This window comes from Brumimicrobium sp. (assembly GCA_023957385.1).
In the GTDB taxonomy this organism is placed as follows: domain Bacteria; phylum Bacteroidota; class Bacteroidia; order Flavobacteriales_D; family Crocinitomicaceae; genus Brumimicrobium.
Genome location: JAMLGZ010000001.1, coordinates 1,173,290 through 1,189,909 on the forward strand (window position 1 = coordinate 1,173,290; position 16,620 = coordinate 1,189,909).

General features: G+C 35.0%; 10 protein-coding genes. 6 read left to right on the forward strand and 4 right to left on the reverse strand.

All coding sequences use genetic code 11. The features are described 5' to 3' along the window. Positions 1-5 precede the first annotated feature (5 nt). The 4 genes from argS (at position 6) to M9897_05200 (ending at position 5,650) form a co-directional block, all read left to right on the forward strand. Positions 6-1,904 carry an arginine--tRNA ligase gene (gene argS, locus M9897_05185; protein MCO5268269.1) on the forward strand — a complete coding sequence of 633 codons (1,899 nt, stop codon included), beginning with the start codon at positions 6-8 and terminating at the stop codon, positions 1,902-1,904. Positions 1,905-2,018: 114 nt separating this feature from the next. Further along, complete coding sequence (gene rpsO / locus M9897_05190) at positions 2,019-2,288, forward strand: 30S ribosomal protein S15 (GenBank protein MCO5268270.1); 270 nt, start codon at positions 2,019-2,021, stop codon at positions 2,286-2,288. A gap of 95 nt (positions 2,289-2,383) precedes the next feature. Continuing rightward, positions 2,384-4,513, forward strand: a complete 2,130-nt coding sequence (locus M9897_05195) for a polyribonucleotide nucleotidyltransferase (protein MCO5268271.1) — start codon at positions 2,384-2,386, stop codon at positions 4,511-4,513. Positions 4,514-4,615: 102 nt separating this feature from the next. Next, entirely contained in the window at positions 4,616-5,650 is a 1,035-nt protein-coding gene (locus tag M9897_05200; protein ID MCO5268272.1) for a PorP/SprF family type IX secretion system membrane protein, read from the forward strand. Here the strand turns inward: M9897_05200 and M9897_05205 are convergent. Together M9897_05205 and M9897_05210 are read right to left on the reverse strand one after the other, a co-directional pair. After that, a complete protein-coding gene (locus M9897_05205; GenBank protein ID MCO5268273.1) occupies positions 5,647-7,575 on the reverse strand; it encodes a phospholipase D-like domain-containing protein in 1,929 nt (642 codons plus the stop codon). The two genes, M9897_05200 and M9897_05205, sit on opposite strands and share 4 nt — an antisense overlap. A 26-nt stretch (positions 7,576-7,601) precedes the next feature. Then, positions 7,602-8,324 (reverse strand): 2-phosphosulfolactate phosphatase, encoded by a 723-nt coding sequence (locus M9897_05210; protein ID MCO5268274.1) that lies wholly within the window; start codon positions 8,322-8,324, stop codon positions 7,602-7,604. A gap of 147 nt (positions 8,325-8,471) precedes the next feature. On the opposite strand from M9897_05210, the gene M9897_05215 reads away from it, so the two are divergent. Both M9897_05215 and M9897_05220 read left to right on the forward strand, forming a co-directional pair. Then, on the forward strand, positions 8,472-13,664 hold the full coding sequence (locus M9897_05215; protein MCO5268275.1) for a tetratricopeptide repeat protein: 5,193 nt from the start codon (positions 8,472-8,474) through the stop codon (positions 13,662-13,664). Then, entirely contained in the window at positions 13,573-14,748 is a 1,176-nt protein-coding gene (locus tag M9897_05220) for an FAD:protein FMN transferase (protein ID MCO5268276.1), read from the forward strand. Before M9897_05215 ends, M9897_05220 begins: the two co-directional genes overlap by 92 nt. 33 nt (positions 14,749-14,781) lie before the next feature. On the opposite strand, the gene M9897_05225 is transcribed toward M9897_05220, so the two are convergent. Both M9897_05225 and M9897_05230 read right to left on the reverse strand, forming a co-directional pair. Further along, a complete protein-coding gene (locus tag M9897_05225; protein MCO5268277.1) occupies positions 14,782-16,017 on the reverse strand; it encodes a spore maturation protein in 1,236 nt (411 codons plus the stop codon). Positions 16,018-16,045: 28 nt separating this feature from the next. After that, positions 16,046-16,618 carry a hypothetical protein gene (locus M9897_05230; GenBank protein ID MCO5268278.1) on the reverse strand — a complete coding sequence of 191 codons (573 nt, stop codon included), beginning with the start codon at positions 16,616-16,618 and terminating at the stop codon, positions 16,046-16,048. Positions 16,619-16,620: the final 2 nt, after the last annotated feature.

Below are 16,620 nucleotides of genomic sequence, written 5' to 3' on the forward strand. Positions count from 1 at the left end.
AAAAAATGGAAGAGAAAATTAAATCGCTATTGTTGCAGCATAGTAGCGCGCTTTTTGGAAAAGAAATCGAAGAAAAAACAATTCAGTTCCAAAAGACGAGAAAGGATGTGGAGGGAGATATGACGTTGGTGGTTTTTCCATTTGTGAAATTACTTCAAACAAATCCTATAGAGGTTGGAAATAAAATTGGAAATTTTCTAATTGAAAATATTCAGGAAATTGAACGTTTTGAAGTGCTTAGCGGTTTTCTAAATTTAATCTTTTCTAAAGCATATTGGCTGGACAGTTTAAAAAACATGGCTGCTGATACTTCTTATGGATGTTCTTCAAATTCTACGAAAACATTTATGGTGGAGTATTCTTCTCCTAATACCAATAAACCTTTGCATTTAGGGCACATGCGAAATATCTTTTTAGGTTATAGCGTGGCCGAAATTTTAAAGGCAAATGGACATAAAGTAATCAAAACACAAATCATCAATGACAGAGGTATTCATATCTGTAAAAGTATGATTGCGTGGGAACGATATGCTCCGAAAAATGCACAGGGAGAACGAGAAACTCCTCAATCAACGGGCATGAAAGGTGACCATTTTGTAGGGAAATATTATATTGAATTTGATAAACAAGTAACTGCACAAGGTTTTGACCTAGCAACATCTTGGAAAGAAAATAATTATACATCCACTGATATTTCTGAGGAAGCAAAGGAGAAATTACCTGGGTTATTTGAGGCTTATTCTTCTGCTGAAGATGATAAGAAGAAAAATAGTATAGGTCGAAAAATAGCAGCTTATGCAATTCCATTTACGGATTTAACTAAGGGTGCCAAAGAGATGTTGGTGAAGTGGGAAGCAAAAGATACGGAGGTGTATCAGTTGTGGCAACTCATGAATGGTTGGGTGTATAAAGGATTCGATTCTACCTATGACCGAATGACTGTGGATTTTGATAAGATTTATTATGAATCCGATACTTTCTTAATTGGAAAGGAAGTGGTAAATGATGGTTTAGCAAAAGGGATTTTCTATAAAAAAGAAGATGGTTCTGTTTGGATAGATTTATCTGGAGATGGTTTGGATGAAAAATTGCTATTGCGAGGTGACGGTACTGCCGTATATATGACACAAGATATTGGTACAGCAATCGACCGTTTTAAAGATTATCCTGATTTGAATGGAATTGTTTATACCGTTGGAGACGAGCAGAATTATCATTTCAAAGTTCTCTTCTTAATCCTTAAAAAATTAGGATACGAATGGGCAGATAATTGTTTCCATTTATCTTATGGAATGGTTGATTTGCCTGATGGTAAAATGAAATCCCGTGAAGGAAATGTGGTTGATGCGGATGAATTGATGGCTGAGGTGGTGGAAATTGCCAAAGAAAGTACACAAGAGAGAGGGCAGATTGAGGGGATGACTGATGCTGAACGAGAAGAGCTATACGAAACTATTGGTTTGGGTGGATTAAAATATTTCTTGTTAAAAGTAGATCCTCAAAAACGTATGCAATTCAACCCGAATGAATCGATTGAGTTAAATGGAAATACAGGACCTTTCATTCAATATACTTATGCGCGTATCAATTCATTGATAGCGCGTATAGGAGATGTTGTGACAGATAAACTTGCCATTGAACAAGCTGAGATCGATTTAATTAAACAATTGCACGAATTTCCACAAGTGATTCGAGAGGCAGGGGAGAATTATAGTCCGGCCTTGATAGCAAATTACACATACGAGTTGGTGAAGGAATACAATTCATTTTACCAATCAAATAGCATCCTAAAAGAAGAAGATGAATCTTTGCGAAATGCTCGTATTCTGATTAGTCAAACTACGGGAGCGGTAATTAAAACAGCTATGCGTTTGTTGGGAATTAAGGTTCCAAATAGGATGTAGATAGAAATCTGCCAAAGTAAAATATTTCCATTTTATTTTGAGATTCAAATAATATCACTACCTTTGCCGAGCTAAAAAGTTTAGCGTACATAAAAATCATTAAATAATATTGGCATGTATTTATCAGCAGAAAAGAAAAAAGAGATTTTCAAGAAACACGGAAAATCTGAGGCAAACACTGGTTCAGCAGAAGGACAAATTGCGTTGTTTACGTATAGAATTAGTCACTTAACTGAACACTTAAAAAAGAATCATAAAGACTATGGAACACAAAGAGCACTTCAGTTGCTAGTTGGTAAAAGAAGAAGTCTTTTAGATTATTTAAAGCACAAAGACATCAATCGTTATAGAAATATAGTGAAAGAATTAGAATTGAGAAGATAATTCTCAATTTACATTGATTTATTGGAAAAAGGGGGGCGTTCGAGTGAATCGAAGTTCCCCTTTTTTGTTAAATTTTAAAAAGTAAAAGATAAAATATGAATATAGGAATTAAAAAAAGCATCACCATTGGTGGGAAAGAAATTTCTGTAGAGACCGGAAAATTAGCTAAACAAGCAGACGGTTCTGTAGAAGTTAGAATGGGAGGAACAGTTGTTCTGGCAACAGTTGTGTCAGCACCAGATGCTAAAGACGGTGTGGATTTTATGCCACTAACAGTAGATTATAGAGAGAAATTTTCAGGTGCAGGTCGTATCCCAGGAAGCTTTATGCGTAGAGAAGCTAGACCAACAGATCATGAAATATTAGTTATGAGATTGGTGGATAGAGCACTTCGTCCATTATTCCCAGATGATTACCACGCGGATACACAAGTATTTATTCAAATGTATGCGTTTGATGGGGAGAATCACCCAGATGCTCTTGCAGGTTTTGCTGCATCTGCTGCTCTTGCAGTTTCTAACATTCCATTTAATGGACCTATGTCAGAAGTGCGAGTTGCTCGTGTAAACGGTGAATTCATCATCAATCCAACAATTTCTGAAATGGAATCTGCTGATATCGATTTGATGATTGCAGGAAGCATGAAGGATATTGTAATGATCGAGGGAGAATCTCACGAAATTCAAGAATCTGAATTAGTAGAAGCTATTCGATTAGCTCATGAAGCCATTAAAAAGCAATGTCAATTCCAATTAGATTTAGCTGCTGAAATCCCAACATCTTCTCCAAAAAGAGAATATTGTCATGAAACAAATGATGAAGAATTAGAAAAGAAAATTCATGATTTCGCTTATGGAAAATGTAAAGAAGTAGCTTCAAAAGGTTGTGCTGACAAACATAAGCGCTCTGAATATTTTGACGCTATTAAGGAAGAGGTGAAAGCTTTATTTACTGAAGAAGAATTAGAAGAAAAAGCTGAATTAATCAGTAAATACTTTAAAAATACCATGAAGGAAGCGGTGCGAGATGTAATCTTATTTGATCGCATTCGTTTAGATGGAAGACAAACAACTGATATTCGTCCAATTTGGAGTGAAGTAGATTATTTACCAGGTGTTCACGGTTCTGCTGTGTTTACAAGAGGGGAAACGCAATCACTTACTACACTTACATTAGGTGGTAAATTAGATGAGCAGTTATTGGATGAAGGTACTTTCCAAAAAACAGAAAACTTCTTATTACATTATAACTTCCCTCCATTTAGTACAGGAGAAGCTAGACCGGTGAGAGGTGTTTCTCGAAGAGAAATTGGTCACGGAAACTTAGCATTGAGAGCATTGAAATATGTGTTGCCAGAAGGGAATCCATATACTATTCGTTTGGTATCTGATATCCTAGAATCTAACGGTTCTTCATCTATGGCTACAGTTTGTGCTGGTACACTAGCTTTAATGGATGGTGGTATTCAAATTAAAGCACCAGTTTCTGGTATCGCTATGGGACTTATCATGAATAAAGAAGGGAAGTATGCGATTCTTTCTGATATCTTAGGTGATGAGGATCATTTAGGAGATATGGACTTTAAAATTACAGGTACTGCAAATGGTATTACAGCTTGCCAAATGGATATTAAAGTAGATGGTCTTCCTTATGAAGTTTTAGCTGAAGCATTAAATCAAGCAAAAGCAGGACGTTTACATATCTTGGGTAAGATTACTGATACAATTGCTACTCCAAGACCAGAATTGAAGCCAACGGCTCCAAGAATGGAAATGTTTAGAGTTCCAAATGAAGTGATTGGTGCTATTATCGGGCCTGGAGGAAAAATTATCCAACAAATCCAAAAAGATTCTAAAGCTACCATTACCATTGAGGAGGATGAAAAAACAGGAGAAGGAGTGGTGCAAATTTTAGCTACTAACGGTGAGTCTATGGAAATGGCTTCGAAAGCAGTAAAAGCAATTGCTTTCCCTCCAACTGTAGAAGAAGGTGAAATTTACGAAGGAAAAATAAAGTCAGTTCAGGCTTATGGTGTTTTCGTTGAGATTCTTCCAGGTACAGATGGCTTGATTCACGTTTCTGAATTTGCTCCTGAGCGTATTGCAAACATGTCAGATGTTGCAAAAGAAGGAGATGTTGTTAAATTCAAAGTGATTGGTAAAGATGCCAAAACTAAGAAATGGAAGTTGTCCCGTAAAATATTGATGGAACAGCCACAACAATAGATTTTAAAAGCCGCTAACTAAAAATTAGCGGCTTTTTTTAACTTTTATAGCAAAAAAATCGTCTATATTTGGACTTACTTATTTTAAAATAAGTTTATACGGATGAAAGTACATAAAATTGGGATATTGATTGGGTTTGCATGTTTTGCGTTACAAGGCTTTGCACAAGATGTCCATTTTTCTATGATGCGCTTTTCTCCACTTACCGTAAATCCTGGATTAGCGGGTTTAAACGGTAAATATAATGCCGTTGTAAATTTCAAAAATCAATGGAATGCAGTTGCCTCTCCCTATAATACGATTGCAGCGTCTTTTGATATGAAGTTTAAAGAACCTATTAAAAAAAGAGGATTCTTAGCTGCAGGTATTAATCTTTTTTATGATATGGCTGGAGATTTGAAAATGACTTCTACCAATATAGATGCAAATATAGCCTATCATATTCGTTTGGGGAATTTGAGTACACTTGGATTAGGAGTGCAAACAGGATTTAGTCAGCGTGGACTCGGGAGGGTTGATGGTATGTATGCCAGTCAGTACGATGGACAAGATTTTAATTCAGATATTCCAAGCGGAGAGAATTTCCGTCAGATGAGTTTTGGTTTTTTTGATGTAGGTGCTGGATTGGTGTATAACTATAATTCACTATCTAATAAAATTTTTAATTCTTCTGGATTTGATTTAAAAGTAGGTTTCGGAGCCTATCATTTTACAAGACCTAATTATACTTATTTACAAGGAGGAAATGATGATTACAATATTCGCTATTCCGGATTTGTGGATGCAGAAATCCCACTTGGGAAATCGCGTATAGCACTTTTACCATCTGTATATTATCAACGTCAAGGTAAGAATCAAGAAATTCTGGTGGGACTTTATATCAAATATAAAATCATGCGTTCCTCTATTCAAACTGATTTAATGGATGATTTTTCTATATCGTACGCACCTATTTATAGGGTGAACGATGCGTTTGTGAATGCTATCTTGTTAACGTATAAAGAATATACCTTAGGTTTTGCGTATGATGTTAATCTCTCACAGCTAACTTCAGTGAGTAAAGGAAGGGGAGGAGTAGAATTTATTTTTAGATATTCCCTCAAAGAACAGCACATGTCAAGTGCACGTATTCACTAATTTCCAATAAATAAATATTCCTTAAGTTTTTCGAGTGTAGCAGGTCCTATTCCCTTGATGCCTAATAATTCATCCATGGTATTGAAATAACCGTTTTCTTGTCTATACTCCACAATAGAAGTAGCTGTTTTTATTCCAACTCCCTTAATTAACATCAAATCTTCGATGCTGGCATAATTGATGTCTAGTGGGAATAAATTCTTTAGCTTCTCAGCTTCAGGGGTAAGTTTTTTCGTGTTTATTAATTCAGGATGGGCCCAGATACCTATTCCATGTTCTTTAGCATATTTTTCTGCTAAAAGGAAAGATTGGATAGAATCTTCTTGTTGTCTGTTTTTTTTAGAATAAATAGCATTTCCTGTAGCAAGTAACTGGTGATTTACCTGAGTGTTTATACTATCTTTTCTTGCTGTCACGTATGCAAAATAGCGGTTAAAATAATGTTCAGGTTTCTCTTTTCCAGCAGAAAATTTAAGTGAAGCACCTTGCAATAATTCTTTCAGATAAGCATTCGCTTCTGCTGAGTAGTAAAAAGATGAATCTTTATGTCCTGCCCAAATTCTAGGAAGTTCTATACCTAATAAAGAAACGGGATACATAAAAGTTGTATCCAATTCCACATCGATTGTTCCATTGTCATTTATTTTAAAATTGGTGTACCACTTACTAGTATCTATTTCGGGGTATCTATGATAGCTTATCCCTTTCGCTCTATTTTGTACTCCCGAAAAATCTTGATAGAATTGATTCGCAATTTTGTTATCAAAAATCATCAAGATATTTTCGTCATTTGCTAGTTCAGCAGCTTTTGAAAAGTTGTAGGAACCAACAAGAACAACTGATTTATGTTGTTCAGGGTAAGGATATCTTGCATCTATAATAATGGTTTTTTCATGTAGCTTTCTCACTTCTTTACCAGGAAGGATAGAGCGTTTTCCAAAGGACATCTCTGGCTTTGTCCAAATATCTCCCGTATTTCTGTAACGGGCATAAAATGCAGGGTCTATTACCCCATTTAAATAAATTTCACCTCTTCCGGAGCGGTCAATCATTGCCTGACTAAGTGGGATATTGGAGCTTATAGCAAATGCTAAAAAATTCACATCATGTAATGCGTACTTTTCGATGAGTTCTGTAATTCTTGTGGAAATACTTGGTTTTGTATTTCCTCTGTCCATAGGTCCAAAATAGGCTTCTACACGTGTATTCCCAACAAAATGTATATTATTCTTACTCTTATGCTTGTCTTTGTGAAATTTGGCAGAATTGGCATTTGGAATAATCGTTTTGCTTCCCCACATTTGCTCAAATTCTTCCGCATAGGTCTCTGTTATTCTATTGTCTTTGATAACAAGTGTTGCATTGGTGTTCCACGGACCAGTGTATGTTAGGTTCATAGTACCAGTCCATACATATTTATCTTCAGGATCTTCGCTTATGTTGTCAATCACTGCAAATTTATGGTGCATAATAGCTCCAGCATTGGGTAAATTTTGAGCTAAAGACACTATTTTTCCATCTGGAAAATAAACGGTACCCGCATCATCTATGCTGTATATGCCAGCTTTACGTAATGTATCCCAAATAAGAGTATTGTATTTTGGGACTCTGTTTCGAGTACTGTTATCGGTTACCACGCGTACACGGACACCACGTCTTGCTGCATTAGCTAGAGCATGTGCAATACGCATATTTTGAAAATCATAAGCAGCTACATCTACACTGAATTTGGCACTATCAATACGATGGATAAGCGGTAGCATCATGTCGTATAAATCGTGGGAGTAATTGTTGGGAAGTGCTACACTGTGGTCGGAACGTTCGTTAAAATATACTTTAATCCATTCCACTTTACTGGAATCTCTTTTTGTAGCAAAAGAAGTAAAACTTGACAGGATAAAGCAGAATAAAAATAACTTATACATGAACGTTGATTTTTATACGGTTCGATTTACAGCTCTAACTTAACAATTTTATTGCCACGAAGTATAGGGATGACATTCATTTGATTTGGGGTGAGACAATATTTTACATCTTCGTTAAGATTGAGACGCTTTAAACGTCTTCGGTGTGAGCTAGCTTTTAAAAAACCTAGATAGTTAGTTCTTGCTTGATAGTATAAATATTTGGCAGCAATGGAAGAATCTTCATTTGATGAAAAAAGCCCTGTTTTAGTAGCACCTTCAACAATTCCTCCTGCGCAAATGGTATCTTCTAAATTGAAATTATCTTTCCATCCCGAACAAAGACATAATACACTTTTATCTTGCTTTATAACCCAATCGACTACGGTGTCAAGATTTAAAAATGAAGCTATAATAAGAATTTCGGCCTCTTTAGCAGTTTCGATGGCTACTGTTCCATTGGTAGTTGATAGAACGAGGTCTTTTCCTTTCACCTTATCGGTCATATAGCTGTAAGGAGAGTTGCCAAATTCAAAGCCATCTACTATTTCCCCTTGACGTTCTGCGCCTACCAAATAGCCTTTATCTTTATATTTAAGAGCTTCTTCGATTGTAGCAACAGGAATAATGCTATTCACTCCAAAATTGATGGCGGCACAAATAGCAGATGTAGCTCTCAATGCATCAATCACTATTACAATTTCAAATTTCCCTTTGAAATATTCGTAATCTTTTGGAGTAAAACAAACCTCGATTAAATTTTTCTGCATAGTGCGAAGGTAAAAAAAAACTAATTATTCTCAATAACCACGTAATATTTTAACCAATTTAACAAAATTTTCACGATATTTGTATGTTGTGAATGATTCTGTTTTATAAGTGTAACAGAATGAGTGAATTTACGTTAGAAAGGAAGTATGAAATTTTTTGTTTCGCTTGTGGTTTTACTTTTGGTTGCGACCTTCTCGTATGGTCAAATAACCTATGATGGTGTTTTAACTCAAAAGGAAACACAAAAACCATTGGCGGGAGTTACTGTAAAGGTACTTTCTGAAAGCAATGCAGTTATTTCTAGTTCTACAACCGATGCAAAGGGAAAGTATTCTGTCCAATTTCCAGCAGGTAAGAAATATACCATTGAATATTCTAAAGGAGGTTTTGTATCTAAGATTATTTCTGTAGATGTTAATGATGTCTATGAAGAGGATATTCCTCCAGGGGGGAAGATATTTCCTCCTATAAATTTGGATTTATTTGAAGAGATACCGGGTGCTGATCTAAATTTCCTAAAAACAGAGCCAGTTGCCAAATGGTATTTTGATAGAGATCACATGGAGGTTGACATAAAAGCTGTCAATGCTATGAAAAAGAAAATAGAAGATAGAATTGCGCAAGCAGCTTCTGTTAATCAAGCTAATGATGCTAAATATGCTACTCTCATTAAGGAAGCAGATGATTTCTATACTAAAAAAGATTATCAAAATGCTTTAAATAAATATGTAGAAGCAGTTAAAATTTCAGGTAAGCAACAAGAAAAGCACCCTAATGAACGTATCGTTGAAATTGAAGATATACTCCAGAAAATTAAAGAGAAAGAATTAGAAGATAAACAAGCCAATCAAGCTTATTATAATTTAATCGAAGCCGCTGATAATTTAGCAAAGAATAAAGAATACGACAAAGCAATTGCAAAATATAAGGAAGCAATTGGAATGAAGGGAGACGAGCAATATCCTAAAGAGCAAGTAGATAAATTAGAAGCTGAAAAAGAGGTTGCAGCAAAACGTATAGAATATGATGCATATATTCAGAAAGGAGATGGCTTTATGAAACAAAACAGCTTGCAAGCGGCTCGTGATCAATATTTAGCTGCCCAAAAATTGTTTCCTAATGAAGAATACCCTAGAAAGCAATTGGACATTATAAAAGGAAAATTGGAAGCACAGGAAGCTCAAAAAGCAGAGAAGGAAAAATATAATAAGGCGATTGAGTTGGCCGACCAATTATTTAACAGTGAAAAGTATGAGGATGCAATTAAGAGTTACAAAGAAGCTTTAACATACGAGAGCGCAGCTACCTATCCAAACGAACGTATCTCTATGGCAGAAGCTAAAATCGTGGAAAGAGATGAAGCAAATAAAAAGAAAAAACAATTTGATGATTTAGTAGCAGCAGCTGATAAGGATGTTAACATCAGTAAGTTTGAAGATGCCATTGCTAAATATACGGAGGCGTTAACCTTATTTGAGGATCAGGCTGTTAAAACAAAGAAAGATAATGCAGAAAAAGCTTTAGATGCACAAAAGTCAGAGGCAGCTAAGTTGGCACAAATTGCTACTTTATTGACATCGGCTAAACAAAATATGGAGGCCAAAGAATTTGAAAAAGCCTTAGGGAATTATGATGAAATTTTAGGTTTAAATCCACAACACCCTGAAGCGATTGAAGGGAAAGCAAAAGCTACTAAATATTTAAATGATAAAGCCGAATTTGCAAAACAGGAAAAAGCGTTCAATGAATTAGTTGCACAAGCAGACCAAGCCTTTGAAAACGGAAATTATGAGGATGCAAAAAATAAATACTTTGCAGCTAAAAAGATATTTGATGATAATGCACATGTCAACCAACGCATAGACGAAGTAACTAAAGCAATCCGTGACTTAGAAGATAAGGCACGTTTAAATAAAGATATTCAAACCTTACTTGATCAAGCCACTCAACTAAAGAGTCAGAACAAATGGAATGAAGTTATCCAGAAATACACCGAGGCATTGAAACTAGATTCAAAACGTACCGACATTTCTGATTTATTAGAACAAGCTAAGCGAGATAAAGCAGCGTGGGACGATCAACAATCTACGGAACAAAAATTTGCAAGCCTCAAAGGAGAAGGTGTCGTGTTGATGGCACGTAAAGAGTTTGCAAATGCTAAATCAAAATTTGAAGAAGCATTAAAAATCCATGAAGATGCTGAGATTACGGCTCATTTAAAGACAATTGAAGAGAATTTAGCTAAAGAAGCACAAGCCAAGGAGAATGAGAAACTGTATAAGGAAAAAATGACGCTTGGTCAAACACTCGCCACACAGAAGAATTATGAAGATGCCTTAAACGCTTATAAAGAAGCACTTTCATATAAGGAAAATGATGTGGAAGCCACTGCAAAGGTGAAAGAAATGCAAAATAAAATGGCTGAGCTATCCACAAATCAACAAAAACAAGAACGCTATGAAGCTGCTATGAAAAAGGGGAAAGAGAGTATGGATGCTAAAGATTTTGCTTCAGCTGTAAAGTCTTTTGATGACGCTCTTCTAGAAAAACCTTTAGATAAAGATGCAACTGCTTATAAAAATGATGCATTAGCTAAAATTTCCCAACTTAAATCGGAAGAAGCTAAGTACAATGCTTTAATCGAGTCTGCTGCCTCTCTTTTAAGCAAAGGGAAACAACAAGGCAATAATGAAACGCTACTGAATGAGGCTAAAAATAAATATCTTGAAGCGCAAAAGATGCGTCAAGATGCCTCTGAACCACAAAATAGAATCATTGAAATTGATGAGTTATTACGACAAGCTAAAGATAATACTGCACAACAAGAAGATCTTAATCGTAGGTATCAGGAGCAGATTGATAAAGCAACTATTGCAGCTCAAAACACACAATATGAACAAGCTATTGAATATTTAAAGGCAGCTTTGAATATTAAACCGTCAGAGCAATATCCAAAAGATAAGATAGAAGAGTATCAAACTTTGTTAACTCAATTAGCAAATGATAAAGATAGAGATCAAAAATATCAAGATTTGATTCGTCAGGCAGATAGTTATTTCGATAATCAAAATTATAATGCTAGTATAGAAACATATCAGTCTGCAATTAAATTGAAAGATGAAAGTTATCCAAAGGCTCAGATTCAACGTGCTAAAGATGCTCTATTAACTCTATCTGAGCGTAATAGAGATTATCAAAACTTTATAGATAAAGGAGATAAGGCGTTTTCCAATAAAGAATATGAGGAAGCACTCAATCAGTATGAAGCGGCACTAAAGGAAAAGCAAGGAGATAAGTATGCACAAGATAAAATTGATGAAACCAAACAAATTATTTCTCAATTAGCAGAAAAGGAGAAGTTAGATGCTAAAACAAAGGCTGAATTTGATGCTTATATTAAAGAAGCTGATAAATTATTTAATGATGAGAATTATATAAAAGCTAAAGAAAATTATGATAAGGCTTTAGGATTATATCCGAATGATGTGTATGCTATCGAACGTGAAAAGATATGTGTATTAAAAGCTAAAGAATCCACTGATTCTGAGGTGGAACGTAGATATCGTCAAATTATAGATAAAGCAGATGAATATTTTATAGCAGAAAACTATGATAAAGCTACTAATCTTTATAAAAGAGCCTTGAATTTAAGAGCATATGATAGATATCCGCAAGAAAAATTAGATGAAATCCAAGCCATCTTAAATGATAAAATGCGTGAGAATTACGAATTAGAAGATCTAGGTGTTCCTGTGAATATTTCTATCATGGAGGGAGAGGCATTATTACAAGAAGGAGATCGTCAGCGCGATGCATTAAAACAAGAAACAGTTGAACAACATTTAATCAAAAATGAGGAGGTAGCAGCAGATAGATCACAAGGAGATTATGTGGAGCGCGTGAATTACGATAATGAAATTATAGCTGTTAAAGATAGAGCTTCTCAAGTTCATGTAGACGAAATGGATAAACACCGAGGTTTTATTGAAGATGTAAATGATCGCGTAAATAAGATTGAAGCTATCGTACAACAACAAGAAACTTATGAGCAAGGCGATATACAACGTGCTTATAATGAAACTGTCTTTATAGAAGATGATTTAGATAATCAGAAAGCCCAAAAAGATGATGATCATAAAGAACTCATTGAACGTGTTAAAGAAATTGAAAAAGCAAGAGATGAAAAGGATATCGCTGAATATGCCCATCATCATGTTAGGGTTACTTCCAATGAAGAAGAATTAGTAAAAGTAGATAGAATGAATGAGCAAATGAATGAAATCTACCAAGAAGAGCAGCGTTCAAAAGAAGTAAGAATTGATCAAATAGAGCAAGATAGAGAGGCACGTTCTTTTTCTGAGAATGATGATAATTATGCAAAAATTGTGAAACTTCAAGATGATGCTACGCTCGCAGATATTAAAGACGCTGAGTCTAAAAGAGAGAAACTAGCCATTCAGGATCAGTTGAGAGATGATATTGCTGCATTATCAATTAAAATTGAAGAAAAAAATACAGATGAAACCAATGCAGTATATAATGAGCAATTAGATATAGATGCTTTACTAACAGCTGCTACTGATCAATATCAAGCAATTCAAGCAACAAAAGATGATGCACGTCAATTAGCTGTAGAAAAGTTAAAGGATTTAGACCAAGAGCAATCTCAACAAGCAGAATATAGATCCAATACAGAATATCAATCTCTTCAATCGAATAGAGATAATGTTGAGTTAGTTACAGATATGCAATCCGAACAAGCTAGAAAGCAAGAAAAGGATTTGGCGCAAGTGGATAATACGTTAAAAGATTATATGGATGAGTTAGATCGTCAAAGTAATCTGCGAGAACAACAAGAAGTAAATGAAAGAAATTCGACAACAAATGAGTTAAATCGTATTGATACAGAAGAAACTAGAGCGAAAGAAGAAAAAGTGCAGCAAATAAAACAGAATTATGAAGATGTAAAAGGGTTGACTGCTAGTTTAAATCAAATGACACAAGCAAACGGAGAACTTGAACGGGCTGCACTGATCAATTCTCAGGATAGAATTGACAAAGAGGAAGGAAACTCGAGAACTATTCCAACTCCTGTTAAAAATACGTTGGGAGATAAGTATCCAGAAGGTGTTTCCCAAGAAAATTTTGTTCAAAATGATAAGAATGGTATTGCTGAAAAGATAATTACAAGAAGAATTGTTGTTAAAGATGGTAGAGGAGACGTTTATATTCGTACACAATCAAGAAATGGAGTTACATATAGTAAAAATGGAGTGGCAACAACCGAAGAAACTTGGATTTCAGGAACCGAAAATGCAAATCTTACCAAGCATTATTAAAAATATAGTTTTTGTTTTTGTAGGTGTCTTGTTATTCGCCTGTACAGAACAGAAAGAAACTCAAAAAACAGAAATTGATCATCCGAAGGATGCAACTGAAAATGTATGGCGTCAAGATAAAGTGACCATTGCAGGAAATGCATTGGGAACTTCTTTTACTATCAAAACTAGCGAAGATTCTTTGTTAACTAATGCCCATGAAATTGACAGTATTTTTAGTCATTTTAATTCAGAACTTTCTACGTATATTCCTAGCTCTTTAATTAGCCGATTTAATGATTCTGATACTGTCTTAGATTTAAATAAGACGGATTATTTTAAAGAATGTTTTGAATTGAGCCACCAAATTTACCGAATAACAGATGGCGCTTTTGACCCAACAGTATATCCTCTGGTAAGTCTTTGGGGATTTTTTAAAAGTATTGATATAATTCCATCGGATAACGAAATTGATAGCGTGTTGGCTTTTGTAGGAATGAAAGAGAATACACTCTATACGTATGAATATGGAATTTTAAAAAAGATAGATCCTCGTTTGAAATTGGTATTTAATGCAATAGCTAAAGGTCAATCTGTAGATGTTTTAGCTAATTTTTTAGAATCTAAAGGACATCAAAATTATTATATTGAAGTGGGAGGAGAAATACGGGTAAAAGGTATGAATTCTCAAAATGAAGCGTGGAAAATAGGTATTGATGAACCAGTTGAGTCGAATACTGGATTAGGAGGAGATGAGGAGCGTGTGTTAGAGAATATTATAAAGATTACAGATAAAGGAATTGCTACTTCAGGAAATTACCGAGATTATTATGAGTTGAATGGTGTAAAATATAGTCACACTATTAACCCTGTAACTGGTAAACCTATACGTCGCGAGATTTTGAGTGCCACTGTTGTTGCTCCAACAACCGCAATGGCTGACGGCTTTGCAACGGCATTTATGGTTATGGGAGTTGAAAATACTTTAGCACTGATTCAGAATCATCCTGAAATGGAAATCGAAGCCTATCTTTTGTATCAAAATGGAGATAAGATTGCTAGAGCATATAGCCCAGGTATGAAGAAGTATCTAGTAGAAGAATAGTGATTTTAGCACTATGTAAATTGAAAAATAGAATCAATTCCCAAAGAACATGTAAGAAATATAGATAGCAGCAAGAATACCTGCTAAATCTGCTATTAATCCAGCTCCTACTGCATAGCGTGTTTTCTTTATTCCGACAGAACCAAAGTAAACAGCCAAGATATAGAAGGTTGTATCTGTTGCTCCTTGGAATGTAGCTGCCATTCTACCAACAAATGAATCTACACCATGGGTGTTAAATGTTTCTAACATCATTCCTCTAGAGGCACTTCCACTAAAAGGTTTCATAAAAGCGGTAGGGAGTGCTTCAATAAAATCGGTATTTGTTACTCCCATTTGATTGACTGCATATCGAACTCCATCAAACAATAATTCCATTGCACCTGAAGCACGAAAAACACCAACAGCTACCAAGATGGCTACTAAATAAGGGACAATCTTGATGGCTACATCAAAACCTCCCTTGGCTCCTTCAATAAAAACCTCATATACGTTAATCTTTTTACGTATTCCTAAAGCTAGGAAAAGAATAATAATAAAGAATAGAATGAAGTTGCCTCCAATTTCAGATACAGGTTTTACCATTTTAGGATTGTATTGTAGCCAGATAAGCAAACCTAAAATCAATGCGGTTAATGACCCAATATAAGCAAGAACTACTTTGTTAAATAAATTTATTTTCTGTTTAATAGAGACAGCTATCAATCCAACTAATGTTGAGAAGAAAGTTGCAAATAAAATAGGGAGAAATACAGCTGCTGGTGCTTCAGATCCCGCGGCACTTCTATAAGCTAAGATACTGACAGGAATAATTGTTAATCCAGAGGTGTTTAATACCAGAAACATTATCTGCGCATTGGATGCTTTATCTTTTTCGGGATTTATTTCTTGTAATTCTTTCATTGCTTGTAAGCCGAGAGGTGTTGCTGCATTATCTAAACCAAGCATATTGGCACTTATATTCATCATCATGGAACCAACTGCAGGGTGGTTTTTAGGAACTTCAGGGAATAATTTTGAGAATAGGGGAGATACCAATTTGGTTAAACCTTTAATAGCTCCTCCTTCTTTTCCGATTTCCATGATACCCATCCATAGACATAAGGCGCCAGTCAAGAATAATGCAATCTTAAAAGAAGTTTCAGCACTCTCAAAAAGCGCATCTACAATAGATTTAAAAACCTCTAAATCTCCCAAGAAAAAAAGTTTCCCCATGCCCACTAAAAGTGCAGTAAAAAATAGTCCTATCCAAAGTCGATTCATGAGCATGGAGCTAAGTTCAGAAAATATGATGGATTTATGATAATTTTTGTTGGGAAATATTCACAAAGTTATCCATAATGATTCCTCCCTGCATTCCGGATAATTCAATTAGGAATTGCACTCCGTATATTGGTTGATTTATTTTCTTCATAGCTTCATTGATGCTGAAATCTGAACTAGCCAATAATTGGAAGCCGGGAGGTATAGAGATGGAAGATGAATTATTCTTTATCATTTGAATTTCATCGGGTAATTTCTCAAACAAATCCTCCTGCTCAAGAATGGCTATTTCTATCAAATCATTCATGTAAGGAGAATAATTGGGTTGAGCCCCCGAAGCTAATCCTATCAATTGATGCCCTAGCCCGATACCTAGAACTGGAGCATTCAAACTGAGTATTTCACTAACTTTCGCTATATATTTCTCAGGATAATTTTCGTGAATGGAAAGTGGAGCATGTGAAATAATGAATCCATCAGGCAATTGATTGCGTATGTCTTGAGTGAAAAAATCAAAAATAGGAATAGTTCTGTAATCTGTATATTGATTCACCAATTCCTCTAATTGAAATATTGAAGTATATCCACAATCAATTATAAATAACATAT

Excerpts from the sequence above, each read along its gene's own strand:
- argS (MCO5268269.1), top strand. The coding sequence starts at position 6 with ATGGAAGAGAAAATTAAATCGCTATTGTTGCAGCATAGTAGCGCGCTT.
- rpsO (MCO5268270.1), top strand. The coding sequence starts at position 2,019 with ATGTATTTATCAGCAGAAAAGAAAAAAGAGATTTTCAAGAAACACGGA.
- M9897_05195 (MCO5268271.1), top strand. The coding sequence starts at position 2,384 with ATGAATATAGGAATTAAAAAAAGCATCACCATTGGTGGGAAAGAAATT.
- M9897_05200 (MCO5268272.1), top strand. The coding sequence starts at position 4,616 with ATGAAAGTACATAAAATTGGGATATTGATTGGGTTTGCATGTTTTGCG.
- M9897_05205 (MCO5268273.1), bottom strand. The coding sequence starts at position 7,575 with ATGTATAAGTTATTTTTATTCTGCTTTATCCTGTCAAGTTTTACTTCT.
- M9897_05210 (MCO5268274.1), bottom strand. The coding sequence starts at position 8,324 with ATGCAGAAAAATTTAATCGAGGTTTGTTTTACTCCAAAAGATTACGAA.
- M9897_05215 (MCO5268275.1), top strand. The coding sequence starts at position 8,472 with ATGAAATTTTTTGTTTCGCTTGTGGTTTTACTTTTGGTTGCGACCTTC.
- M9897_05220 (MCO5268276.1), top strand. The coding sequence starts at position 13,573 with ATGGAGTTACATATAGTAAAAATGGAGTGGCAACAACCGAAGAAACTT.
- M9897_05225 (MCO5268277.1), bottom strand. The coding sequence starts at position 16,017 with ATGCTCATGAATCGACTTTGGATAGGACTATTTTTTACTGCACTTTTA.
- M9897_05230 (MCO5268278.1), bottom strand. The coding sequence starts at position 16,618 with ATGTTATTTATAATTGATTGTGGATATACTTCAATATTTCAATTAGAG.